19 protein-coding genes and 1 tRNA gene are annotated in these 24,249 nt (G+C 61.5%); 11 read left to right on the plus strand and 9 right to left on the minus strand.

Going from position 1 to position 24,249, the window contains the following annotated elements; translation table 11 throughout:
• Positions 1-15: 15 nt before the first annotated feature.
• The gene (locus AV059_RS16690; RefSeq protein WP_058996239.1) at positions 16-1,824 is read right to left on the minus strand and encodes an ABC transporter ATP-binding protein; all 1,809 of its coding nucleotides are present in this window, start codon (positions 1,822-1,824) and stop codon (positions 16-18) included.
• A 149-nt stretch (positions 1,825-1,973) separates the two neighbouring features.
• Here AV059_RS16690 and AV059_RS16695 point away from each other — a divergent pair, with 149 nt between their 5' ends.
• From AV059_RS16695 to AV059_RS16710, 4 genes are all read left to right on the plus strand, one after another.
• Positions 1,974-2,270 (plus strand): PqqD family protein, encoded by a 297-nt coding sequence (locus tag AV059_RS16695; RefSeq protein WP_058996240.1) that lies wholly within the window; start codon positions 1,974-1,976, stop codon positions 2,268-2,270.
• A complete protein-coding gene (locus AV059_RS16700; RefSeq protein WP_228841827.1) occupies positions 2,245-2,688 on the plus strand; it encodes a lasso peptide biosynthesis B2 protein in 444 nt (147 codons plus the stop codon). The genes AV059_RS16695 and AV059_RS16700 overlap by 26 nt, the downstream gene beginning before the upstream one ends.
• 423 nt (positions 2,689-3,111) lie before the next feature.
• Positions 3,112-4,026 (plus strand): hypothetical protein, encoded by a 915-nt coding sequence (locus tag AV059_RS16705; protein ID WP_058996242.1) that lies wholly within the window; start codon positions 3,112-3,114, stop codon positions 4,024-4,026.
• Positions 4,020-5,243: a nucleotidyltransferase family protein gene (locus AV059_RS16710; RefSeq protein WP_058996244.1), complete on the plus strand. Its 1,224-nt coding sequence runs from the start codon at positions 4,020-4,022 to the stop codon at positions 5,241-5,243. The genes AV059_RS16705 and AV059_RS16710 overlap by 7 nt, the downstream gene beginning before the upstream one ends.
• A 78-nt stretch (positions 5,244-5,321) precedes the next feature.
• Here the strand turns inward: AV059_RS16710 and AV059_RS16715 are convergent, their stop codons facing one another.
• From AV059_RS16715 to AV059_RS16725, 3 genes are all read right to left on the minus strand, one after another.
• The gene (locus tag AV059_RS16715; RefSeq protein WP_058996248.1) at positions 5,322-6,887 is read right to left on the minus strand and encodes a DUF790 family protein; all 1,566 of its coding nucleotides are present in this window, start codon (positions 6,885-6,887) and stop codon (positions 5,322-5,324) included.
• Between the two features lie 78 nt (positions 6,888-6,965).
• Complete coding sequence (locus tag AV059_RS16720) at positions 6,966-8,237, minus strand: TIGR00341 family protein (RefSeq protein ID WP_058996249.1); 1,272 nt, start codon at positions 8,235-8,237, stop codon at positions 6,966-6,968.
• Positions 8,238-8,374: 137 nt separating this feature from the next.
• Positions 8,375-9,709 carry a DEAD/DEAH box helicase family protein gene (locus tag AV059_RS16725; protein ID WP_058996250.1) on the minus strand — a complete coding sequence of 445 codons (1,335 nt, stop codon included), beginning with the start codon at positions 9,707-9,709 and terminating at the stop codon, positions 8,375-8,377.
• Between the two features lie 113 nt (positions 9,710-9,822).
• On the opposite strand from AV059_RS16725, the gene AV059_RS16730 reads away from it, so the two are divergent.
• The 5 genes from AV059_RS16730 to AV059_RS22120 all read left to right on the plus strand — a co-directional run bounded on the left by AV059_RS16730 (position 9,823) and on the right by AV059_RS22120 (position 14,854).
• Positions 9,823-10,908 (plus strand): nitrous oxide reductase family maturation protein NosD, encoded by a 1,086-nt coding sequence (locus tag AV059_RS16730; RefSeq protein WP_058996252.1) that lies wholly within the window; start codon positions 9,823-9,825, stop codon positions 10,906-10,908.
• A 99-nt stretch (positions 10,909-11,007) separates the two neighbouring features.
• Positions 11,008-11,078, plus strand: a tRNA-Pro gene (locus AV059_RS16735).
• 286 nt (positions 11,079-11,364) lie between these two features.
• Positions 11,365-11,682, plus strand: coding sequence for a hypothetical protein (locus tag AV059_RS16740; RefSeq protein ID WP_154021039.1), 318 nt, complete (start codon positions 11,365-11,367; stop codon positions 11,680-11,682).
• Between the two features lie 422 nt (positions 11,683-12,104).
• Complete coding sequence (locus AV059_RS16745) at positions 12,105-13,946, plus strand: hypothetical protein (protein WP_058996256.1); 1,842 nt, start codon at positions 12,105-12,107, stop codon at positions 13,944-13,946.
• 56 nt (positions 13,947-14,002) lie between these two features.
• Positions 14,003-14,854: a hypothetical protein gene (locus AV059_RS22120; RefSeq protein WP_154021040.1), complete on the plus strand. Its 852-nt coding sequence runs from the start codon at positions 14,003-14,005 to the stop codon at positions 14,852-14,854.
• 334 nt (positions 14,855-15,188) lie between these two features.
• Here the strand turns inward: AV059_RS22120 and AV059_RS16755 are convergent, their stop codons facing one another.
• The gene (locus AV059_RS16755; RefSeq protein WP_058996260.1) at positions 15,189-15,401 is read right to left on the minus strand and encodes a hypothetical protein; all 213 of its coding nucleotides are present in this window, start codon (positions 15,399-15,401) and stop codon (positions 15,189-15,191) included.
• Between the two features lie 487 nt (positions 15,402-15,888).
• On the opposite strand from AV059_RS16755, the gene AV059_RS16760 reads away from it, so the two are divergent.
• A complete protein-coding gene (locus tag AV059_RS16760) occupies positions 15,889-16,965 on the plus strand; it encodes a site-specific integrase (protein WP_058996262.1) in 1,077 nt (358 codons plus the stop codon).
• 232 nt (positions 16,966-17,197) lie between these two features.
• A complete protein-coding gene (locus AV059_RS16765) occupies positions 17,198-18,448 on the plus strand; it encodes a mandelate racemase/muconate lactonizing enzyme family protein (protein WP_058996264.1) in 1,251 nt (416 codons plus the stop codon).
• Positions 18,449-18,529: 81 nt separating this feature from the next.
• Here the strand turns inward: AV059_RS16765 and AV059_RS16770 are convergent, their stop codons facing one another.
• The 4 genes from AV059_RS16770 to AV059_RS16785 form a co-directional block, all read right to left on the minus strand.
• Entirely contained in the window at positions 18,530-20,401 is a 1,872-nt protein-coding gene (locus tag AV059_RS16770) for a PAS domain S-box protein (RefSeq protein WP_058996266.1), read from the minus strand.
• A gap of 54 nt (positions 20,402-20,455) precedes the next feature.
• Positions 20,456-22,090 carry an AMP-binding protein gene (locus tag AV059_RS16775; protein ID WP_058996268.1) on the minus strand — a complete coding sequence of 545 codons (1,635 nt, stop codon included), beginning with the start codon at positions 22,088-22,090 and terminating at the stop codon, positions 20,456-20,458.
• Positions 22,083-22,937, minus strand: coding sequence for an alpha/beta fold hydrolase (locus AV059_RS16780; RefSeq protein WP_079990795.1), 855 nt, complete (start codon positions 22,935-22,937; stop codon positions 22,083-22,085). Before AV059_RS16780 ends, AV059_RS16775 begins: the two co-directional genes overlap by 8 nt.
• 148 nt (positions 22,938-23,085) lie before the next feature.
• The gene (locus AV059_RS16785; RefSeq protein WP_079990819.1) at positions 23,086-24,249 is read right to left on the minus strand and encodes a branched-chain amino acid ABC transporter permease; all 1,164 of its coding nucleotides are present in this window, start codon (positions 24,247-24,249) and stop codon (positions 23,086-23,088) included.

Consider the following 24,249-nt stretch of genomic DNA (forward strand, 5'->3'; position numbering starts at 1 on the left):
CCGGACGAGAGCGGCTCAACCGCTGGAAGACTTCGCGGCTGCCGTTCCCTGCATCGCGTACAGCTCCGCGTACGTCCCGTCGTCGTCGAGCAGTTCGGCGTGGCTGCCCTGTTCTGTGACCTGCCCGTCCTCAACAGTGTAGATTCGGTCGGCGTTCGAAACCGTCGAGAGTCGGTGGGCGATCGCGATCACGGTCTGGTCTCCATCAAGCGTCTCGACGGTACGATGGATTTGCCGTTCCAGATTCGAGTCGAGGTCGCTGGTGGCCTCATCGAGCACGAGCACCTCCGCATCGGCCAGAAGTGCGCGGGCCAGTGCGACGCGCTGGCGCTGCCCGCCGGAGAGTTTCACGCCGTCATCGCCTAACACCGTGTCGAGCCCCTGCGGAAGGTCATCGAGAAACTCGAGAACGAGTGCCTTCTCAGCGACTTCGTAGAGCGTCTTGTCGGAGATATCGCGGCCGGCAGTGAGATTGTACCGCAAGGTGTCGTTGAAGATATGTGGGTCCTGCCGAACCATCGCAACAGTCTCACGCCATTCCTCAAGCGCATAGGCCGAAATCGGTGTCCCGTTCGCCAGAACCTCACCGCTATCCGGGGTATAGAGTCGCGTGAGCAGTGAGACGACTGTCGACTTGCCGCCGCCGGACTCGCCGACGATGCCGACGAACTCCCCTCGGTCGACGGCCATCGAAAAGTCCGCAAGCACTGGTTCGTCCTCGTAGGCGAACGAGACGTTCTCGAACGCGATTTCCTCGATGCGGTCCGGGACCGACTGTCCGCCAGTTGGCTCCTGCTGGGCTTCAAGACGGTCGATGAACTGGTGGGTTCGGACCAGATGTGGGAGTTCTCCCTCGATCGCGTAGATGGTGGAACTGAGCGAACTCAGCCGGGGGGCGAGTCGGAGCATCGCGAACAGGAACACGCCGAGTTCCGCGATGGACAACGCCCGGAAACTGATGGCGACGTAGACGAGGCCAAACAGGAGCAGCGAGACCGAGAGCCGATAGAGGCTTCCGATTGCGACCTGGTTCCGGCGAACGGCGACGCTAGTCGCGGTGTACCGGTCAAGTGTGGACCGGAACTCGGCAAGCAGTCCGCCGCGCATACCAAACAGCTTCACGTCACGGATACCCTGCGTCCCCGCCTGTGTTGTCTCCTGTAGCTGTTCGTTTGCCGTCGCCACACGGTCGCCAACGGCGTACCCGGGCTCGATGCCGTATCTGATGATCGCCGTGACACCGCCGAGAGCGACAGCTGCACCGACTGCCAGCACCGGAGCGATAGCGAGTGCGACCCCGATATACACCAGACAGAGGATTGCCTGCTGGAAGAACTGGATAATCCGGCCGATGACACGCCCGGCGTAGCGGGTCTGTGTCAGAATCGTGTTCATGATGTCGTCGGACCCCTTGTCGTCGTAGTAGGCGACTGATGCGCCCATCGCCAGTTCGTAGGCCCGGTCTTTGAGGTCACGTTCGTACGTCTGTGTAAGCTTTGCTGCGAGCCATTTCACTGTAAACGACGCTGTGTACCGGACAACCATCACGCACGCGAGGCCGACCAACAGGAATTCGAGTGTGCGCGGGAGTCCTGCAGCGGCGTACGCGGAAAGGAATCGACCGGTGACGCCGTTTGCCTGAAGCGGGATACTCTGACCCGCCTGTGCGGCGTCGAGTATCGGAAACAGGAACGAGAGGCCAACACCCTCCAGTAGCATTACGAAGAGGCTGGCGGCAACGATACTCCCCGTCAGCGCCGGCCGATACAGCGCCACGCGGCGCAACGATGCGTATTTTTCACTGACGGAGGGGTTATCAGTCATTGTTCCGGATGCGGGTTCTATGTAACGTAGTTACCGACTCACTACGGTCGGTTAGTTCTGGAGCGAAGGGAGCGTCTACCGCCAGTCTGGGTTGCGACGGCGACGAAAAGAGGCCATAACAAATAGTGCGAGTATCCCCGGGGCCATATATGGTCGCGATAGATTCTGGGTCGACTGTCGTCGCAACTGATAACTGTGTCACCACAACTATCGACGGCGAAATCGTGCTGCTCAACAACGAGACGGGGCGGTATCAGGGCCTGTCAGGGGTCGGACCGGATATCTGGGAGCGAATTCAGGAACCGACTGAGCCAGTGGAAATTGTCTCGGCGCTGGTCGGGGAGTACGATGTCGAGAGAGACCGAGCGGCAAATGACGTGGAACGCTTTCTGGAAACGCTTGCCGCGGAGCAACTCATCAATGTCGATTCGAGCCCGACTCCGTGAGTTCAGGGCGTTGTCACGGGCGCAGAAGCTATTGCTCTGTGAAGCAGTGGTACTAATCGTTGCGAGCAAGGTCCTGCTTGCAGTCGCTGGGCTGGAGGACGCAGAGCGCTATTTCGGTATGGTGTCTCAGTACCTCCCGTGTCATCGTCAGTCCGGGTCACCAGAGTCAGTGCGGTGGGCGGTTCTGACAGCGGGATCACGTCTTCCGGGCACTTACGATTGTCTTGACCGGGCACTCACTGGTAGCACACTGCTGGTAGTCAACGACCTGCCGCATCGTCTCCGCTTCGGCGTGGACACCCAGTCCGAGACGTTCGAGGCTCACGCTTGGATCGAGTCAAACGGTGATGTCCTTATCGGGGATGTCGACGACTTTGGGCGTTTCCGAGCACTCACGGAACGCGAAGTACGTGGCTAACGGATAGTAAACACCCCATTCTGTAGAAATTCAACAGTAATAGATAATATAACAAATACAATGACATCTGAAAACAGATACGGGGGTAACCCATGAAGGAATACGAAACGCCGTCGGTCGAAACGTACGGAACTGTCGAAGAAAAGACGAACTGGTGGGACCACGACGACGGATACGGGAAGTGGAGCTAGCGTCCACAGTCGGTTCACGTATCTAACTGATCCTTCTTTTATCATTCCTCGACACTGGCACCGGTCAGTGGCTACGTCGTGACGGTTCCGTGGCTGCGTGTCGAAGTAGAGAGTCCATTCTTATCCACCACAGCAGTCAAGCGGTCTGGTATGAACCAGGGGTGTCGTAGCTGGGGTGTGTCTCAGCACAGACGGAATCGATGGACAACTATGCGGGGAGGACACTAGTCAGATGGCGACGGCAAACACAGCCACGTACGAAGCCTTTGGACTGACAGTCCGCTCGGCCTTCGACGTGCCGGAGCTTCCGCCCGCTGAGACAGCGCCTGACGGGCGGGCTGATGTCACCATCACTGAGGAACGGATTCCTCGCCCACTGTCTGCTGCGTCTGGATCGACCTTTCACGCGGTAACCGAGCGCGAATACTACCTTCTATACGATGCCGCAACGGTCAGAATTCTCGACGGGAAGTCCATCGCTGTAGATCCGGCCTCGGACGTGCCAAGCGAAGTCCTCCGCCACGTACTGGTCGGCCCGGCGTTGAACCACCTGCTGGACCAGCGGGGCTACTTCGTGCTGCACGCCAGTACTGTCAGCATCGACGGGCGTGCAGTGGCGTTCGTCGGGGAGTCGGGGGTCGGAAAAACGACGACTGCGATGGGCTGCTTGCTTGACGGGCATCGTGTCCTGAGCGACGACGTGGCCGCGATAGCGCTGGCTGATTCGGGACCGGTCGTCCGGAGCGGCTACCCATCGATGAAACTCGACCCAGAGGCAGTTGCGGCGTTTGACCCTCCGGTCGAACCGCCGGAAGAGGTCCACAGCGGGCGCCCGCGACACTTCTACGGGCTCAGACACGACCAGCCCGCGACTCCGGTTCCGCTAGAACGCATCTACCTCCTCGAAGACGGCGAATCTATCGGGGTGGACTCAGTCAGGCCGAACGAACAGGTCATGGCGCTCGTCGATAACACGTACACGCTGGGCGCGCTGGACGCCAACGGACAGGCCGTGTCCAATTTCAGTGCCTGCGGGGAGATTGTCGACATGACAGATATAAAACGGCTCCGCCGGCCACGAAATCTCGATACGATTCCGGATGTCGTAGCCCGGATTCAGTCTGATATCGAGAGTGATTCATGCTGACGGAGGCGGAACCCGAACTGCAGGTGGTGGTCGACTGTGCTCGGACCGCGATCGTCACCGGCGCTTCCCCCGATCCTCCCCCGCTGGATGACACGCCGGACTGGGACCGCGTCGTTGAACTCGCCCGGTATCACGGCGTCGTGCAATTCCTCTATGAGGGGCTGGAAGCGATGGCACGCGAGAGCAGTGCTGCGTTCACCGTACCAGAGACTGTGTTGACACGACTTGGCAGCATAGTGCAGGGAAAACGGATGCGGAATCTCGCGTTCACGACCGAGCTACAGGAGATACTAGAACGCTTCGAGACACGCGGTGTCCGCGCGGTACCGTTCAAGGGACCGGTGCTTTCGGCCGCTGCTTACGACGACGCAACGGTGCGTGAATATAATGACCTAGATCTGCTCGTCCATCCGGAAGATATCCCCGCCGCTGCGGATATTCTCGAAGAGCGAGGATACGAGTGGCGCGGGGGCACGCCGCGGTTGGACGACGCCGCGCTGTTGGGCGGTCCCGTGACGAAGGCAATCGTTCACGAGTACGAGATGCGCGGTCCGGAGTTCGACGTGGAACTCCGCTGGCGCGTGGGCGACGCCGAGCGACCGTTTTCCACACCGTTCGGTGAACTCTGGGATCGTCGTGACACCGTAGCGGTCGGCGGCCAACCGCTTCCAGCACTTGCACAGCCAGATCGGCTACTCGTGTTAGCGTTCCACGGAACCAAGCACCGCTGGTATCTCCTGAAGTGGCTCTGTGATTTCGTTGCGGCGCTGGAGTCGACGGAAACCGACTGGTCACACGTCCTCGCTCGGGCGCGGGAAACTGGTGTCGAGCGGAACCTACTGCTCGGGGCTGCGCTCGCCCATGCTGTCTTCGGGTACGCTCTCCCAGCCCCAATTCTGGACCGTCTGCGAACGGACGACCGCGTCACCGAATTAGCAGAGGCCGTCGTCGAGTCGCTGGCCGACGGGACACCACAGGCACCCACGCAGTTCGAGGCCGCTCGGTTTTACCTGGCTGCCAGCGATTCGGTAACTGCGCTGGTACCGCTCCTACTGTTGCATTCGTCACTTCACCCGACTTACTCGGAGTACCAGTTTTGTCCGCTCCCCGGTCCGCTGCATCCGCTGTACTACGTCATCTGGCCGCTCCGACTTCTCCTCGAAGTGCCACAGTGGCAGCGACAGCGGTCCGAAGAGCCACTTGACGAAGCGACCTGAACGCCGAGTCGCTCGCTTCGTTCCGCCGACGATCTGCCGTATCTGGGGGCTGATTCTCAGCGGTGTCCCACAGGCGGCTCACTCCCGTGGCTGGATTGTCCCCTCACCCAGTCCGTCCCAGGCGACGCGGTAGCCAAGGTGCGCGAGCGCAGCGCTGTCGTCCTCGATACCGTAGTCGGCCAGTCTGTCGCTCGCCGCCTCGTACGCCATCCCAACCTCGATCTCCTCTGCCAGGTCGTCTAACACGGCAGGCGAAACGAGCGTGCGCCCGACGCGCTCGTGGGCTGGAAAGGTCACGTCTTCCAGCGCTTCCTCGCTGACACCGTGCTCCACGGCAAGGTCGGCGAGCGAGATAACGTCAGCATCCGGCCGCAGTTCGTCGGGTATCTCCGCGGCGCTCTCACGCACGAGTCGCTCCTCATAGGGTCGCAGGGCGTCCCGCACGTCTTTCACGCTGACTGTCCCAGCATACGGGATTGCTCGGTTGTCCGTCGCTTCGATTTCCTCCCCGACGCCGAGCGATTCGTCTACGGCGACCAGCATTTCGACGTCCGCCAGCGCGTCGAGGCGGGCGAGTTTCTTCTCGACGTACTCCGGTGTCCAGAAACCCATAATTTCGAAGAAGACCCGGAAAGGTGCGTCGCCGACAGTCCCGGCGGAGCCTCCCCCACGCCCCGTCTCCCGCACCCCGGTGTCAGCGCCGGGTCGCCACTCGAAAGCGAAGTCCGGGATAGCGACGTGTTCGCCGGCCGGTAACGGCTCCGGTTCGCGTATCAGGTCCCAGTCGAGGTCCAGCGCGGCGAACCGGCCGGCGAAGTCGGCTTCGACGCCGCTATCGTAGCTGACCTCGGTTACGGGCTCGACACCAGGCACGGAGACATCCCCATCTGAAAGGGTGAGTTCCCGCTCGGTGCCTCGGTCATCGATGGTTGCCGTCAGTTCCCATTCGCTCGCAGTCGCGACCGTTCGCAGAAGTCGAGCGAAGCGGGTCCCGTACCGGCGTGTGTTCGAGAACAGCGCGTCCGGTCCCGTGATAACAACCTCTCGACCGTTCTCTGTTCGGCGAATTTCGTACATCAGCCGGCAGCGTTTGACCGCCGAGACGAGTGCCTTCGGGTCGGAGGAGCGGACTCGTAGCTCGGTGGCATCGAACAGCGCCGTCTGCGCCAGCGAGAGGTTGTACTGGGTCCGCAGTTCGGCCGGGCCCCAGCGAGAGTCCACCACAGTGAGAATCTGGCGCGAGTCCCGGTCGGCGTACAGCGTGTCGGATAGCGACGCGGCGTCCGTTCCGAAGTGATCGGCCGCCTCGGCGAGTGCCTGCTCGCGTTCGGCTTCGGTCACGACGCCAACGTCTGCAGCGGCTTCGAACACCCGACGACGGGCTCGAACAGGGTCGATCGGGGCGTGCGTCTCAAATGTTGCCTCCCGTTCGACAAGTTTCGCCAGCCCGCGGACCAGCTTGAAATCGTCGGCCTCCCGTTCGACGTCCGCAAGTGCCGTTTCCAGCATCTCTCGGGACTCACCGACGTGGCCCTGATAGATACCGAGCACGCGGGCCGCCAGTCGCTCCGCGTCGGCGTCGGCGAACTGCAGGTGATAGCCGCCGCCAGCGCGGGACACCCGCAGGAGGTCTTTCGTCAGCACGCGCCTATCTCCGCCACGGAGCGACAAAAATACGGGGAGTGACGACGCCCCCGGTCGAGACGCCCGTAGCAGCCAGCATCATTCCGTCGGATGTCTGTCCTCGAAAGTGACTTCGACAGTTGTGTCGTCCGCTATCGACCGGCCGACGGCACGTTCAAGGTCGGAGACCAGAGCCGGATACGGCCGGTCGGCGGGCCGACTGACCGTAACGGTGACCACCCGGTCTAGCCGGTACACTGAGACGCCGCCGAACCGGGTCTGGACCGACTGTAATCGGAGTCGTTCGTATGATTCGTTGGACAATGCTTCGGTAACAGCGTTGTTTACGGACGTTTCGACCTGCATCTGTTGGGCAGTGACCGTCCCGGCACCGGCGAACGCGACCAGCAGCGTCAGGACGGCGACGACGGTCGGTGCGTACGTCCGGACCGTCTCGCTCGGCGGGCGGTCAGCCGCCCAGTTTAGCGGCCGGAATCCGAGGCCCCAGAGGACGAGAACGCCGGTGAGGTTGATTGACGCGACGTTGACCAGCAGGAGGATACCCGCCCCGAGTGCGACGGCCGGCAGTCCCCAGGCGATACCGACCCCGATGGCCGCGGCGGCGGGAATGAGCGCGGCGGCAATCATCACACCGACCAGTGAGACCGGTAGTGCCGTTGCCAGTCCAAACGCCCCGGCGGCTCCCGCACAGAGGCCGACCACAAGCGAGAGAAACCCCGGCGAAATGCGCTGGGCGATCTGCTGGACTGTCGTGACACGGAGCTGTCCGGGGACGAACCCGCTGTACCGGATGAACAGTCCGAACAGGGCCGCGCTCCCGATGGCGACGGCGAGCCCGAGCAACTGGTCGCGGACGCCATCGACAATGAGCCGGCGGTCGCTGAGCGTCGTCCCGACGCTGGCGATGAGCGCGGAGCCGACCTGTGGCGCGATGACCATCGAGCCGACGACGATAGCTGGAGAGTCAAGAAGCAGACCCGCCGTCGCGACGATTGCACTCAGGACCGTCATTCCATAGTAAGTCCCTTGTCCGGGGTTCATGCCGACCGCACGACCGCGGAGTTCGTCGTGGGAGATGCGGTCCTCGTGGCGGCGGGCGGAGTTCGACTGGTCCGGCCGGGCGGTCTCGGCGTTCCCGACAACGGTGTACCGGTCGGCGTCGAGCCCGGTCGCTTTGAGGTCGTCGAGTACCTCGTCGACGGCCTCCGGGGGGAGCGGAAACTGCAACAGCCACGCCGCCTCGTCGTCGCTCGTCTCCTTGGTCTGAACGTAGCTGATATCACGGTCGTCCAGCACGCCGCAGACGCTGTTGAGGACAGCGTCGGGAACACGGATGTGTATCAACCGCACTCGGACGCACCTCTCGACCCGCAACACTGACGACTAGCATCGAGCATTTCTCTGCTTCTCGCCAGGGAGAGCCATAGTTATCAAGGAGGTAATTCCGGTCAGCGTGGGAGAACGCTTGGACGACGACGGACCGCCCGCTATCTGCGTCGCCTGGCGACCCGCTCTTCGGCGGTCTCCTCGGTCACGAGTTCGTACAGCAGTGCCCGCCCGCCGTCGGCTTTCGGCCGTAGAATCCGGCCGAGTCGCTGGGTAAACTCCCGCTCTGAGCCACTTCCCGAGAGGACGACGGCGACGTTCGCGTCTGGCACGTCAACACCCTCATCGAGGACGTTCGCCGTCACGACCCGAGTGTACGTTCCGTCACGGAACCGCTCTAAGATCTCTCGGCGCTCGCTCGCCCCAGTCTCGTGCGTTATCGCCGGAATGAGAAACCGCTCTGAGAGGCGGTACACGAGGTCAGTGTGGGCAATGAAGACGATGATGCGGTCCTCGCGGTGGCGGTCCAGAATCGTCGCCAGCCGGTCGACCTTCCGCTGTGCGTTCATCATGACCTCGCGGGCGCGCTGTTTCGCCAGCAGCGCCTCGCGGGCCGCCGGGTCGTTGCCGGACCGCTTCACGAGTTCCTGATAATCGCTGCCGGACCGGAGTTGGATGTCGGATTGCTTGAGGTGGTCGGTGAACGTTCCCTGATGCTCTTCGTAGCGGTCCCGTTCGTCCGGCGTGAGTGAAACTTCGAGTCGCTTGATATCGTAGTCAGCGAGGTGCTCGCCAGCCAGCTCGTCGACGCTGACCCGCTGGACGAGCGGCCCGACGAGGTCCTCGATTGCCTCGTGGGCTCCGTCCGGGCGCTCGAAAGTCGCTGTCAGCCCAAGTCGAGCCGGCGCAGCGAGCAGCCGAGCGATGTCCTGATACCCCTCCCCGCCAAGGTGGTGAACCTCGTCGAACACCACGAGTCCGAAGCGGTCCCCGAGTTCGTCAGCCCGCAGGTACGCCGAGTCGTACGTCGAGACCGTGATATCTTCGACACGCTGTTCGCCCCCGCCGATACGGCCGATCGGCCGGTCGAACTCCTGCTGTAGCTCGCCTTGCCACTGCTCCAGCAGATCGATGGTCGGGACGACGACCAGCGTCGGTGTCCCCAGCGCAACCATCGCCGCGATGCCGATAACGGTCTTGCCGCTCCCCGTCGGTAATTCGAGACAGCCTCTGTCATCGGCCCCTCGCCAGGCGTCCAGTGCCGCCTGCTGGTAGTCTCTGAGGTCGTACGCCGTCGAGAGCGACAGCGAGGGGAACGCACCGATGTGGTCCTCATATGCAACCCCACGCTCATCGAGTTCGGCAATCAGTTCGGCGTACCGGTAGGCCGGCGCTCGCCCTGTCTGTGAACGCTGGTCGTACTCGACGCCGGGCAGGTTCGATGGTGGGTCCCCCGACACGCGGATGGTGCCCGACTCGTACGTCAGCTCCAGCACACTCCGGAGTTCGCCGGTCCGGCCGATAACGCTTTCGCGGGCCGCTCCATTACGAGCACCACCGGGTAAAATAACAATACAGTTTACGTCCGTTCGCACCCACTATTCTTAGTATGGACGACGCGCGCGCAGCAGTAACTGCCCTCCTTTTGTCGGTAGCACTGACCCTGGCTATGCTACCGGCGAGCGTAGCAGGAACACAGACGGCACAGGAGACGCTGACCGTCGATAAAGACGGGAGTGCCGACTACCGGTCGATACAGGGCGCTGTGGATGTCGCCGACAGCGGTGATACTGTCGAAGTCCAGCCGGGTACCTACTACGAAGCGGTCAGTGTCAACGAGAGCATCACTCTCGTCGCCCCCGACCGAGCGATACTGGACGGCTCGCGGTTCGTCAACGGGACCGGCGTCACTGTGGCCGGCACAGCCGAACCGAACATCACCGGATTTACTGTGCGGAACTACCGCTTTGGCGTCGCCGCCAACGGAACCAGCGGCGACTGGACGATCACTGATACGACCGTTATCGCTGCCGATGTCGGCGTCTACGCGCCGAATACGACCGGGAGCTGGACAATCGAGGACGCCGCCGTCGCCAGCACGACCTACAGCGGCGTGTTCGCCCGCGGGACCAGCGGCGACTGGACGATTCGTGATACCCGCTTTGTTGAGGTCGGCGGTGACGGCGCCGACGTCCGGAAATCCTCTGGCGACTGGACGGTCGCAACGGTCGTCGTCGATCGGTCCGGCGCGGACGGCGTCGACGCGTCCGGGACAACTGGCGACTGGACGGTCCGGAATACGGAGGTCAAACGGAGCGATACGGGCGTCAAAGCCATCAATAGTGATGGCGACTGGACGGTCACCGACCTGACGGTTAGCCGGAGCGACACCGGCCTCGTGACCGCCTTTTCCGGCGGCGCGTGGACACTCGAAGATTCCACTCTCAACACTCGCGATATCGGGGTCTTCACCGCACGAACGACCGGTGCGTGGACCATCCAGAACACGACCATCGAGAGTCGGCAGCAAGGAATCCACGCCGTCAAGACCAACGCGTCGTGGACTGTCTCTGAATCGACTATCTCTGTGACTGCTGAAAAGAATGCCATCGGTATCGACGCTCGGTCCGCGACCGAGGGCTGGTCGCTTGAGAACGTCACTATCGACAGTCCCGATATCAAAGTCGCCGACTGATACGCGCCCGTTGAACCCCCTCGCTGTCACTGGTTTCATCCTATTTGGCCGTCGAGAAAACGAAGCCCTTAATTAAACCACCCTCCTCTCACGAAGTGCGGGACCGTGGGGTAGCGGTATCCTCGGCGCATGGGGTGCGTCGGACCTGAGTTCGAATCTCGGCGGTCCCATACTCCGTTTTCACAGATGCCGACACCTGTACGCTTAGGTGTGCGAGCGGTCAACTTCCTTCGCGTATTCGGCTGAAATTTAGTCGTTCTTTAAATACCGCTGAGAACCATAAGAATCCTGTCAAGAAGCTACGGCTTCTGACCGAAATTCGGCGTCGTCAGCAGTGGCCGTACCCACCCTGTGCGTTCGTTCCTGCAAGCCGACTCGTCGAGGACGGTGCGACTGATGCAGAGGTGCGCCGTGCAGTCCAAGAGGTCGACGACGAACTCGTTCGAGGTGGTTCCGATGAGTGATGCAGAGAACCACGTAGAGCCGCCTGAGGATAGCGACGAGAGCGAGATACCGAACTCCGGCCCAAGCCCGGCAAGACGTGGTGCAACCCCTGACAACCTGCCAGAGGAACACAGGCCAAACCTCCCACACGTTGCGGATGGCGAGAGTACCGACTGGTCGCAGTACACGGCCTATCGGTGCTGCATCTGCCAAGACAACTGCATCAACAAGATCGACTCGGACTACGCTCGGGCGAGAGAGTGCCGCCACTGCTACGCAGTTCCGGCACTCGACCGACACAGTACCGACGATCCGGCGCTTGATCGGTAACTCCCCTGTCCGACGATGTGCCGAGGAGAGGACAGGGGAGTACCCGCCGTAGGTAGCCGACCCACCGACCGACCAACCCAGTGTGTCGGCGGCTCGACCCCACGAGTTCGCGTTCCGGGAGAGGAAACCCCCCTTGCGGGGGTTGACTCGACCTCGCAGCTGCGCGTATCTGCCAGCCCCCACAGCCCACCGAAAGCGAGGGTGCGGGAGAGCTGGCACGCCCGGCAGCGCAGCGGAGCGAGCAGCCCGGACCGGGCCGCGAGCGCCAATCGCGGCCCGCACCTGCTCGACCAGCCGGAAGCGGCCCCTTGCGGGTCGACCCGGAAGCCCGAGCGTTTCCCCCGAACCCGGCGGGTGAGGGGAATCGTTACCGCGTTCACCTGTCCGACCAATGCTGTTTCTGCCTGTGCGGGGTCCCACGCATGACGTGCCGTGTGGACCCGCCGGGACACTTGGGCGGCCTCGACCTTGCGGATAGATGTAACACTCCCGTCTTAGCAGACCTTCTGGAAGAGCGTGATCTCCTCGGCCACGGCCAGTTGCTCGACGGCACACTGACCGAACGCGATGAAGACCGCGTACGCATTGCGAAGTTCATTGCGGCGCATCCGGAGGGTACGCCGCTGTCGCACGTCGTCTCGTATGCTGTGAAGGGAGTGTCGCCAGAGACGTGTGAGCGCGTCGACGGCTCGGACCCGGATTACCAGTTTGCATACCGTTTCATCGACGACCTCGTAGCCCCCGACGACCCGTACGTGCGGAAATCCCGGTCGTCAGGCGTTCTTTTCGTGACCCCGACACTGCGGCTTCTTGACTTGATTACAGAAGGCATTACTCAAACAACCCAGACAGAGGGTGTAACGTATGATCGTCAGTTCCTGCGTAATTACCTCTCACGCGTCGATTCTGTGGATGATGACCTGCGCGAGTTGCTGAAGGACGGTTTTACATCCTACCTGAACCGCATCAAGGATTACAAACTGCTGTTCGATGTCCACTTCGTCGACCGGCGCGGCGGCGAATCCATGCAGCGGATGACGAAAGACTACAAGACCCGTTTCAATGACCAGGGCCGCGTTTCCAAGCAGTTCGCCCGGTTCAATGATGCGTTGGAATACGGCTACGAGAACGCTGAGAACGCCGTGCTGGTGACGCTGACGACCGACCCGAAGCGCCAAGACTCGCTGCTCGACGGGATAGATTCGATAAACGAGAATTTCAACCGGCTGTTGTCGTATTTCGATTCGGACCCGTCGACGAAAGCTGATACCCGCGACCCAGATGTCCCCGGCTGGCGTTCTGACCTCGACGACGACGTGACCGGACGACCGCGTGACCGACCGGACTACATCAAGTCGCTGGAGTTCACTGAAAAAGGATACCCGCACCTGCACGTGCTGTTTTTCGATGTGCCGACCCGTGAGAAAGACGGACTGCCGTGGCTGTGCGACAAGCCGGAAGTAGCCGCGAAATGGGCCGACTACGGCCAAGGCGAGATCGTCGACGTGTACCCGCTGACGTACCGCGATGACCTTGACGAGCTGGAACCAGAGTTCCAGAGCGACGAAGGCTTCGTCGACTGGTACAGGTTCGGCGACCACGATCACGGCGAAGAGTGGGTCAGAGAACGGACCCGCTCGCACGAGTTGATCGAGTTCGGCGACGACGGCCATGAAATGGAGTCGACCGCTGGCGCGTATCTCGGGAAGTACCTGAGCGCGACGTTCGGCTCGCTGCTCGACGCGACAGAGTCCTTCGAGCAGGGCGATGACAACCGAGAGACGTACGCGGACAAAGCGGCGACATGGAAGCTCGCGCTGTACTGGGCGACGAACCGACGGTTCTGGTCTTGCTCGGAGTCGATTACAGAAGGAATCGACCCGAACGACCACCTGCAAGACCCGGACGTGCGTGAAGCCGTTCGTTGGTGTTCGCTCGACTCAGTTCAGGCCGCGAGCGAGCGCGAGATACGCGACGACTTGGCGCGTCGGCAGTGGGACGACCTCGACGATCTCGACGCCGCCGTAGAGCGGGCGATTTCCGATGTGGAACAGCCGCAGGTGCGTTCGACGTTGCCTGAGAAAGCGACCTTCCGCTGTGTCGTCGACTACATCGGTGCGTATGCGTATTGGGACCTCCCCAGCGACGAGCTGGGCGACAGTCAGTACGACCTCGAAGCTGTCGAGGATTGCGCCGATGATGGTGACAACGAGCCGGTCGTAGACCGAGAAAAAGACCCTCCGATTGTTGATGTGTGGTCGTGAAAATCGGCACCACAGTAATATGAAGGAGGCTTCGTAGGATATGATTTGCGCGGCATATGTCTTTGATAGAATTCGGAGAAAAACAAAACTTTGCACCGCAGATTTTAATAGAGATAATAAACAATAGAGTGGCTACGGGACATGTATTGTGGCCGCATGAAGCAAAATTGGTTCGTTGTGCGATCACAGCCCCCGTAAGGAGCTCAATAATTAACGTGACTAACGCTAACAACTCCGAAGGACCGCCATCAAAGGAAGATATGCACTTGATCGGCTCTACAGAGGCTAAAGAGTCGACACAACGGACAGTTGGTGATAGCCTCCGACTCCAAATGACTGTGCCAAAGTGGGCACGAGAAGCGATGAAAGTCGATGGTGGTGAAAAAATCTGGGCACGAGCAGAATCCAATGGAACAGAGATTGAATACGTTGCTGACCTGCACGGGAACGGACGGACATTTGTCCTACCGATCGATCAAAGAAGAGAGCTGTCGTTGAACGTGGGTAATAGCGTGCAGTTCTGGGTATCCAAATATGATCAAGAAGAAGAGTCCGTCGACACAATCGATGAGAGCCAGCAAGAGAACGAGTCGGACTCGGAGAAAGAATCATTTATTGCGATTAGGGACCGAGCAGATCTGACATACCACATTCGAGATGGTGATACAACGGTTTGTGGAATTGAATTAGACGGCCATTCGACAAAGGACGTGTCAAACCCAGGTGATGCGCTTGATCCTTGTCCCAAGTGCAATATTCAAAACCCAGAGGACCTGTCGAATGAGCAGATAGTCTCATATCTTGCAGAAGAAGCTGACTTTGAACCAAATGAATCAAACCCCTCTTATTTCACCAAGACTCACCTTGTTGCGCTTATGGATCTGGTAATTAGTTTAAAAGAACAATAAGTGTATAATCTTGGCAATATCGTATAGTGAGAAAATATCGATCAATAAGTGGTCCTCTATACGCAGTCAACGATCGAATCCCGATAGGAGAACGTGCCGCCTATTGTGTGAACGACCGATAAGTGAGTCCCCGACACGCCATCGGCGACCGAGTCCCCGATGGGAGAGTGAACCCCGGCGCTTCGGGTCGTGCCTGTGGAGTGTTCGGTAAACGAGTCCCCGATGCGAAACCGACGACCGAGTACCCGATGGGAGAACGAAACCAGCGAGATCGAGCGACCGTCAAACGAGTCCCCGACGTGCTGACGGCGACCGAGTCCCCGATGGGAGAGCGTTATTCGTCGTCAGTCCACCAGACCCAGCTACGACCGGCCTGCTTGCCGTTGATGCGGCCTTCGGACCGGAGTTGCTTTAGTCGCACTTGTGTTGCATTAGATTTGATCGGGAGCTGATCAACGACTTCATTTGTAGACAGAACGGGATCGGAAGCCTGTTCTAAAACAGCGATGATTTCTTCATCAGTTACGTCTGGTTTTCGTCCCGCCATTGTACCGTCTATCGGTTGTATGCGTCAAATAAACTCTGGTCTGCGGTATTATTATGATTAGGCCCATTACAGGTTTAGAAACCATTATTGTGTTACAGGCTGATTTGTAGTTACGGAGGTCACACGGACTGCTGCAACAGTTCGGAAAACGCGGACCCGGTGCTGCAACACCGGCCCGCTGTGGCTCCCGTGCTGCACCCACGGAAGCATGTTAGCGAAAACAACCGCGAGGATTAAACCCCTCGCTCGACCCCGCCGGAGGTTGTCCGGTAGCCGTGTTAGTTTCTCAAGAGTGGATTCAGAAAGCCGGATAAACGCAGTAATCAGTGGGCCTAGCCCCACGGTTCCACTTTCACCCCACCGAGACGGTCCGGTTTATACCTGCAATCAGCAGTCACGAGTGGATGACTGCCCCGTCAAACCTGAAATCGGATTCGCTCGTCCGCCGTCGAATCAGTACCGGATGCCCCGTCCGAGAGGGGCACCGATGAGCGACGATCTCCAACCGCTTGCCCCGCGGCAAGCATTGGAGATGTGGATAGACCGGCAGAAAGCCGAAAAAGCCGACGAGACGGTCCAGAGTTACTACTACCGCGTTCGGCAGTTCGTCGACTGGCTCGACGAAGAGGGCATCGACAACCTGAACGACCTCACCGGGCGCGACGTGTTCCGGTACGACTCCGACCGCCGTGCTGACGGGCTGACGAAGAACGCCCTGAACACGCAACTCGGCACGATCAAACTGTTTCTGGACTTCTGCGTGGACGTAGAAGCTGTCCCGCCGGTACTGCCCGCGAAAGTCGATGTGCCGACCCTGTCGAAGGCAGAACGAGCGAACGAAGAGAAACTGACGGCGAACCGTGCTGAAACGATTCTGCACAAGCTGGAACAGTTCGACTACGCCAGCCGCGACCACATGCTGTTCGCGCTGGCGTGGCATACTGGCGCTCGGCTCGGTGCGCTTCGTGCGCTTGACCTGGACGACTGCTACCTGACCGACGACGATCTCGACCGACTCGCCCACCGGGACGGACTCACCGATGAGGAACTCGACCAGTTCGATGTTCCGTTTGTCTACTTCCGCCACCGGCCTGAGACAGACACTCCGCTGAAAAATCAGGAGGACGGTGAGCGTCCGGTCGGCCTGTCGGAAGAGATCGGGCAGCTGCTCGAAGACTACATCGAAGTGACCCGCGTCGAGGTCGAGGACGAACACGAGCGTAAACCGCTGTTCTCCAGCAAGCGCGGAACCGGTCGGATGTCGAAGGGCGCGATTCGTTCGCGGTTCAACATCGTCACCCAGCCGTGCCGTTTCGGGACGTGTCCACACGACCGCGATACGGACACCTGCGAGGCGCTGGACCACGGCTATGAATCGCGCTGCCCGTCTGCCCGGTCTCCGCACCGGATACGGACTGGTTCGATTACGCATCACCGTGATGAAGGCTGGCCGCCCGAGGTGCTGGCCGAGCGTGTGAACGCGACTCCAGAGGTCATTCGCACGCACTACGACCAGCCGGACCTGCTGAAGCGGATGGAATCGCGCCGTAGCTACATCGACTAACCGCAGTCCACAGAGTACCCATGAGTCACAACCACGACAACCCACGGATGAACGAATCTAGAGACGAACCGCGGCACTCGGCGGTCCCACTTCAACTTATACGGAACAGGTAGGTTCGAATATCTCGGTAGCGATTACGAAGCGAAGGCAGGCGGCAGTGACCGCGTAGCGTGGTCACAGAGTGAAACCGATTTCCTCTACACTTTTGTAACGCCGATAGCAAGCGAGGGGTATGGGAAAGGCAAACGACGTAGACTACGCTGACCTGCACGACCCGAACGCAGAGTACACGATGCGGGAGCTCTCTGCGGAGACAATGGGTGTTACCGCCAAACGCGGCGGCGGCCGCGACGTGGAGATCACCGATGTTCAGACGACGATGGTTGACGGGAACTTCCCGTGGACACTCGTTCGAATCTACACCGATGCAGGCATCGTCGGCACGGGCGAGGCCTACTGGGGCGCGGGCGTCCCGGAACTCATCGAGCGGATGAAGCCGTTCGTCGTCGGCGAGAACCCGCTGGACATCGATCGACTCTACGAGCACCTCATCCAGAAGATGAGTGGCGAGGGGAGCGTCGAGGGTGTCACCGTGACGGCTATCGCTGGCATCGAAGTCGCACTGCACGACCTCGCTGGCAAGATCCTTGAAGTGCCGGCCTACCAGCTGCTCGGTGGGAAGTACCGCGACGAGATGCGCGTGTACTGTGACTGCCACACCGAGGAGGAGGCCGACGCCGACGCCTGTGCCGAGGAGGCCCGCCGCGTCGTCGACGAACTGGGTTACGACGCCCTGAAGTTCGACCTCGATGTCCCGAGCGGCCTCGAAAAGGACCGTGCGAACCGCCACCTCCGCCCGGGCGAGATCCGTCACAAGGCCGAGATCGTCGAGAAAGTCACCGAGGAGGTCAAAGACGAGGCCGACGTGGCCTTCGACTGTCACTGGACGTTCTCGGGCAGCTCCGGGAAGCGCCTCGCGGACGCCATCGAGGAGTACGATGTCTGGTGGCTCGAAGACCCCGTCCCGCCGGAGAACCTCGAAGTGCAGGAGGAGGTCACCAAGTCCACGACCACGCCGATCACCGTGGGCGAGAACCGCTACCGCGTCACCGAGGAGCGACGGCTCATCGAGAATCAGGCCGTCGACATGATCGCGCCGGATATGCCGAAAGTCGGTGGGATGCGCGAGACGCGCAAGGTCGCCGACGTGGCGAACCAGTACTACATCCCGGTCGCGATGCACAACGTCTCCTCGCCGATCGCGACGATGGCGAGCGCACACGTCGGGGCTGCAGTTCCGAACTCACTGGCCGTCGAGTACCACTCCTACGAACTCGGCTGGTGGGACGATCTGGTCGAGGAGACCGTCATCGAGGACGGCTACATCGAGATTCCGGAAGAGCCGGGTCTCGGGCTGACGCTCGATCTCGACGCTGTCGAAGAGCACGTTGTCGAGGGCGACACCGTCTTCGACGAAGCGTAAGGTTCGGCCCCCATCGTTGGTGTTGACTGGGGCGGCACCGGGTGACGTGGTGGTCACCCGATAGTACTCACGGCGGCATAGTTACGCCGTCTCGAACTCGACGCCGGTGATCTCGAAGCGAGCACCGCCGGCGTCGCTTTCTGCGACCGTTATCGACCAGCCGTGGGTATCGACGATTTCATCGACAATTCGGAGGCCGAACCCGGGACCCGAAGCCAGCGAGTAGCCGCCCTCGAACACGTCCTCGCGCTCGTCCGCCGGAATCCCGACACCGTCGTCCGCGACGTAGAAGCCGTCGTCCAGTTCGCCGACAGTTATCGTCAGGTCGGTGACCGCACCCTGCGACTGTGATAGCGAGGTTGTCGCACGCTGCTCGCCGGTGTCTTCCTGTCTCTCGGCGTCTGGCGCTTGTCCATGTTCCACACTGTTGCGGATGAGGTTCTCGAACAGTTGTCGCAGCCGGCTGGGGTCCGCCCGGACCACAGCCGAGGTCTGTAGTTCCAGTGTTGCGTCACTGGTCTCGACAGTTTGCCAGCACTGCTCAGCGACTGTCTGGAGTGGCACTGGCTCGCTGTCGAGCGCTGTCTCGCCGTTCTGGGCCAGCGTCAGGAGGTCGTCGATGAGCTGTCCAATACGGCCGTGAGCTCGCTTGACCGCGTCGAGATGCTCACTATCTTGTTCCATCCGTGCGAGTTCTAGCTGGCCCCGGGCAACATCCAGCGGGTTCCGGAGGTCGTGACTGACGACGCTGGCAAACTCTCCAAGACGCTTGTTTTGCTGTTCAAGCGCCTGTTGGCGGCTTTCGCGAGCGGAGACATCACGTCCGATACCGGCCACGCCGGCTGTCGAGCCGTCAGCAGCCGTTATCCGGCCCCCAGTGAATTCGTACGGCACTGTCGTGCCATCGGCAGTCAGCAGATCGGCTTCGAACGACGTTTCACCCGCCTCAAAAGCGGTCTCGATACCCTGTTGAACGGTTTCGCGATCTGATGGGGCGAAGAGTGCTGTCAGCGCCATCGGCGCGAGATCAGCGTCTGCGTACCCGGTGGCTGCCGCCAGCGCATCGTTCCAGCCAGCCAGATCGCCGTTCTCATCAAGTTCATAGAACAGATCCGGCACTGCATCAACCGGTGCGTCAGGGCGGTCTATTTCCGTAACATATTCCGACTCGCGTCGCTTCCGCTCGGTGATGTCACGCGAGGCGCCGACGATTCTGGCGACCGTCCCATCCTCAATAATGGGTTGTGCCTCGGCTCGCACCCAGCGCTGTTCGCCATCAGGTCTGGTGATTCGGAATTCGAGGTCGACGGATTCGCCGGCTGAGACGCGCTGCATCGACTGGACAACTCTATCCTGATCCGTGGGATGAATCGCCGCCATGAACTCATCGGGGCTGGTCTGCAACGACTCGACGGAGCGGCCGTAGAGCGTTTCGTACGCCGAATTGACGAACTGTATCTCGGTCCAGTCCCCGGAGAACACCCACAGCAGTTCGTTCGACTGTTCTGCCAGTTCTGTGAGGCGCTGTCTGGTCCGACTTGCGAGTTCTGTCGACCGGTGATGTTCGACGAGCAACCGAACCCGATTGGCGAGGAGGTCGCTACAGTCAACGGCTGTGTCTCTTCTGAAAACGTCGGTGACTCCGTTGGAGATTGCGTCGCTGGCGACGGATTCCGACTCGGTCAGCAGCAGTACCGGGACATTACTGTCCCGCTCGCGGATCGCGTCGACGAACGCACGGCCGGACCGGTCCGGAAGGTCATCCGCGGCAACGATGCCATCGATAGCGGTGCCTTCGAAACGGTCGAGCGCACTGTCTGCCCGGTCGGTCGTCGTCAGCGTCAGCGAGTTCGGGCCCCGACTATCCGGGAACTCGACAGTCTCGTCGAGTAGCGGCCTGTCGTCTACTTGCAACACGTGCATCGAATCCGGGGTCGCATATGTGTCAGACATCTTGTGTAAGTAAAAATGCATCACCCCTCTTGAAGATATGCCTGCAGTGATGCATTACGGCACAAAGCGGTCCGAGACCGCACCCCGATCGATCTTGTCTGGACCGTTGGTCGGCATCGCCTCGACGAACGCGATATCGCGGGGGTGCTTGTACCGTGCTAGGCGGTCGTCGAGGAACGTTCGGAGGTCGTCGAGCGTCAGGGGCCGGTCGCCAGCGCTGTCGGTCGTGGCGCTGGACGCGGGCTCGATGACGGCCTTTCCGACCTGTCCCCACCTGTCGTCGGGGACCGGAATCACGACGACTTCACCGACCATTGGATGGTCGGCGATAGCGTCCTCGACCTCCGCGGGAAAGACGTTCTCGCCGCCGCTGACGAACATATGCTTGGTGCGGCCCTCGATGTAGTAGTAGCCGTCCGCGTCAACACGGGCGAGGTCGCCGGTCGACACCCAGCCGTCGCCGAACGTCTCAGCGGTGGCCTCGGGGTTGTCGAGGTAGCCCGTCGCGGCGTGGGGCGAGCGCAACTGGAGTTCGCCGACGGTGCCGGGGTCGACCGGGTCCCGTGAACCGGCGGGGCTGCCTTCGTCGTCACGGTCTTCGGGTTCGACGACTCTGGCGTCGACGTGCAACACTGGCTTGCCGACTGAACCGGCCTTTTCACGGGGCCAGTCCTCGGGCATCGCGAAGTTGTTTGGGCCGCACTCGGTGAGGCCATATCCCTGCGAAAGGTCGACACCACGGTCCCACCACGCCTCCATCACACTTTTGCGACAGGGGCCGCCGCCGGATTTGGCGAAGCGGAGCGACGAGAGGTCCGTCTCCGCCCAGCGGTCGTGGTCCGTCATCATCCGGAGGACTGCGGGGACGGCGACAAGGACGGTCCCGCCCTCAGTATCAATGGCCGCCAGCACATCGCCGGGGTCGAACTCCCTGGCGATGACGACTGTCCCGCCCATGTGCCACAGCGGGACGGTGAGAACGTTCCAGCCACCGGTGTGAAACATCGGGAACACCATCGGCGTCACGTCGTCCTCGCGCAGTCCCCAGGCCGTAATCGTGTTCAGGGAGTTCCAGACGATGCCGCGGTGGGTTAGTTCCGTCTCCTTTGGCGTCCCCGTCGATCCACCGGTGTGCAGGAGGAGGTGCGTGTCGTCGGGGGCCGGCGTTGCTGTCTCGACGGGTGTGTCGTCCTCGGGGAGGGCCGAAGCGTAGGGCGTGCTGTCGAGCGTGGGAGCCGAAGACGCGCCGTCGGTGGCGGTTTCGAGATGGATGAGTTGGGGAGCCGTCGCATCGGCTGTCTCCAGAGCAGTCGAGACAGTCTCGGCGAAGGGAGCCTCAACAACGAGGAGTTCCGGGTCCACGCGGTCAAGGAGTTCGGCGAGTTCCGGGGACGCGAGCCGGTGGGACAGTGGGGCCAGTCGGCTCCCCATTTTTGCGGTGGCGAAGAACAGGTCAACGACGGCAGGACGGTTCCGCGAGACGACGGCGACAGTGCCGACCCCCTCGCCCTCCGCACCGACCCCACACTGCCGGAGCAGGCGAGCGGTCCGGTTCGCTCGCCGGTCCAGTTCGGCGTAGGTGAACCGCTCGCCGGTCGTCGCATCCACCAATCCCTCGCGGTCCGGGGTGAGCGCGGCCCGGCGCTCGCTCCAGGCACCGACCCACTCCTGTGGCGTCCTTTCAGACATCGCCGATAAACTCCCGTATCTGTGTGTTGACGCGCTCGTATTCCTCGATGAACAGCAAGTGCGGGCCGCTGTGAACGGTGATGAAGTCGGCGTTTGGCAAGCCCCGCGCCAGCAGTTTCCCGTTCTCGTAGGGGACTACCTCGTCAGCAGTCCCGTGGATGACCAGAGCCGGAACTGTGATCTCACTGAGGCGGTCCGACGCATCGAACGCTTGGACCGCCGCGCCTTGCCATTCCAGTGCCCGGTCGCTGGCGTCGCTGTCGATGCGCCAGTCGATAATGCGCTCGATGAGGTCCTCGTGGGCGTCCATGAACGACTCTGAGAGCGCTGGCTGCATCTTGTACCGCCGGAGTTCGCGCTCGTCGAGGTCGTCGGGGACGGCAAACATCCGCTGCTGTGTCTTCTCTGGAACAGGCTTGGCTTCCGGCCCGCCCGGTGAGGTACACATGAGCGTCAGCGACTGCGCCCGGTCGTACTCCAGGGCGTACTGCTGGGCGATCATCCCGCCCATGCTGGCCCCGACGACGTGGGCCTGTTCGATGCCGGCGTCGTCGAGTACGGCCTCTAAGTCACTCGCCATCTGGCTCATCGTGTACGGTCCCTCGGGTTCGTCGGAGTCCCCGGTTCCGCGGTTGTCCCACACGATTGTCTGATACTCCTCGACGAGCGCCTCCTGTTGCCACAGCCACATCCAGCGGCCGTAGCCGATGCCTTCGACGAAGACGACGGTTTCGGCGTCCGACGGCCCCTCGCGCTCGTAGGCGATGTCGACGCCGTCGTTAGTCGCGTATTGCATACTGACTGATTCTGGTTGGATATCCTTCAAGTAATCCGGTTCCGCAGTCATTGCTCTACTGGCTCCGTGTTCGGGTGGTCACACCGCGTGTCGTCTTGCTGTCGATGCGCCGCCGTGGGCCGACCCGGTGGAGAGCGGCCGCCCCACGCCCAGGTCGTCGTTCTGTCAGGCGGTTCGACGGTCGTTTTCACTGGTTTCGTCATTCCGAATCACCCCAGAGCTTCGCCGGCAACGCCTCGGCGAACGTCCCGCCGAGACGCGCCCGAAGCGTCCCGAGCAGGCCGTCGGGGACGTAGAGGACGAACAGCACGAACACGAGACCCACGTAGAGGCTCGCGTGGCCGTTCAACAGCAGATCGATGAGGCCGCCGATGGTCGTGTCCCCGACCAGCGTCGCGTCAAGGGTTTCCTGGCCCAGCAGCGCACGGAGATAGGGCAACAGGCCGCCGCCCTGCCCGGCCTTCGAGAGGAACTCCCGAACTGTCTCGTCGAACAGGTGGCCGTACAGCGAACCGGCGAGCGTCCCGAAGCCACCGATGATGCTCGCCAGCAGGGCGTCACCGGTCACCAGGAAGTAAAAGGAGTTCTCCGGGCTTGCCGAGCGCTTGAAGCCGGCGAATAGGCCACCGGCGACGGCAGCGAAGAAGCCGCTGATGGCGAAGGCCCCGAGCTTGTACAGATACGTGTTGTAGCCGATGGCGACGGCGCGCTCCTCGTTTTCCCGGATGGCGAGCATTACTCGGCCAAAGGGAGAGTGGATGATGCGCTGCATAGCGAAGTAGCAGGCCAGGACGACGAGGCCGATCATGTAGTAGGACACTTCTGTGCCGGACAGCATCGACCCGAGCAGAGCCACCTCGTCGCCGGTGAGGACGCCGATCGACAGCGAGAGCTGGTCGATAGCTGGAACCCCGATCTGGAACCCCTCGGCGTGGCTTGGCCCGACCGCCGGACCGTCGCGGGGGTTGGTCGCCACGTAGTCCCAGCCGCGGACGAACACGTAGAACACCTGCGCGAAGCCGAGGGTGATCATCGCGAAGTAGACACCAGAGAGGCGGAACGAGACGAGGCCGACAAGTATGGCCAGCACGATAGCAATGCAGCCGCCGACGAGCAGCGACAGCATGAACGGCGTCCCAGGGCCGAGCAGCGGGACCTTCCCGTTGGCGATGAGGATGACCGTGTACGCGCCGGTGCCGTAGAACACCGCATGGCCGAACGAGAGGTAGCCGGTGTAACCGCTGATGAAGTCAAACGAGATAGCAAAGAGGCCGAAGTACAGCACGCCGACCATCGTCTCCACCGTCGGCAGGAGCATCTGCGTCTCGGCGCTGACCGCCGAGTTCAACAGCGTGTGGTACAC

It is taken from the genome of Haloarcula sp. CBA1127, assembly GCF_001485575.1.
Taxonomy (GTDB): Archaea; Halobacteriota; Halobacteria; order Halobacteriales; family Haloarculaceae; genus Haloarcula.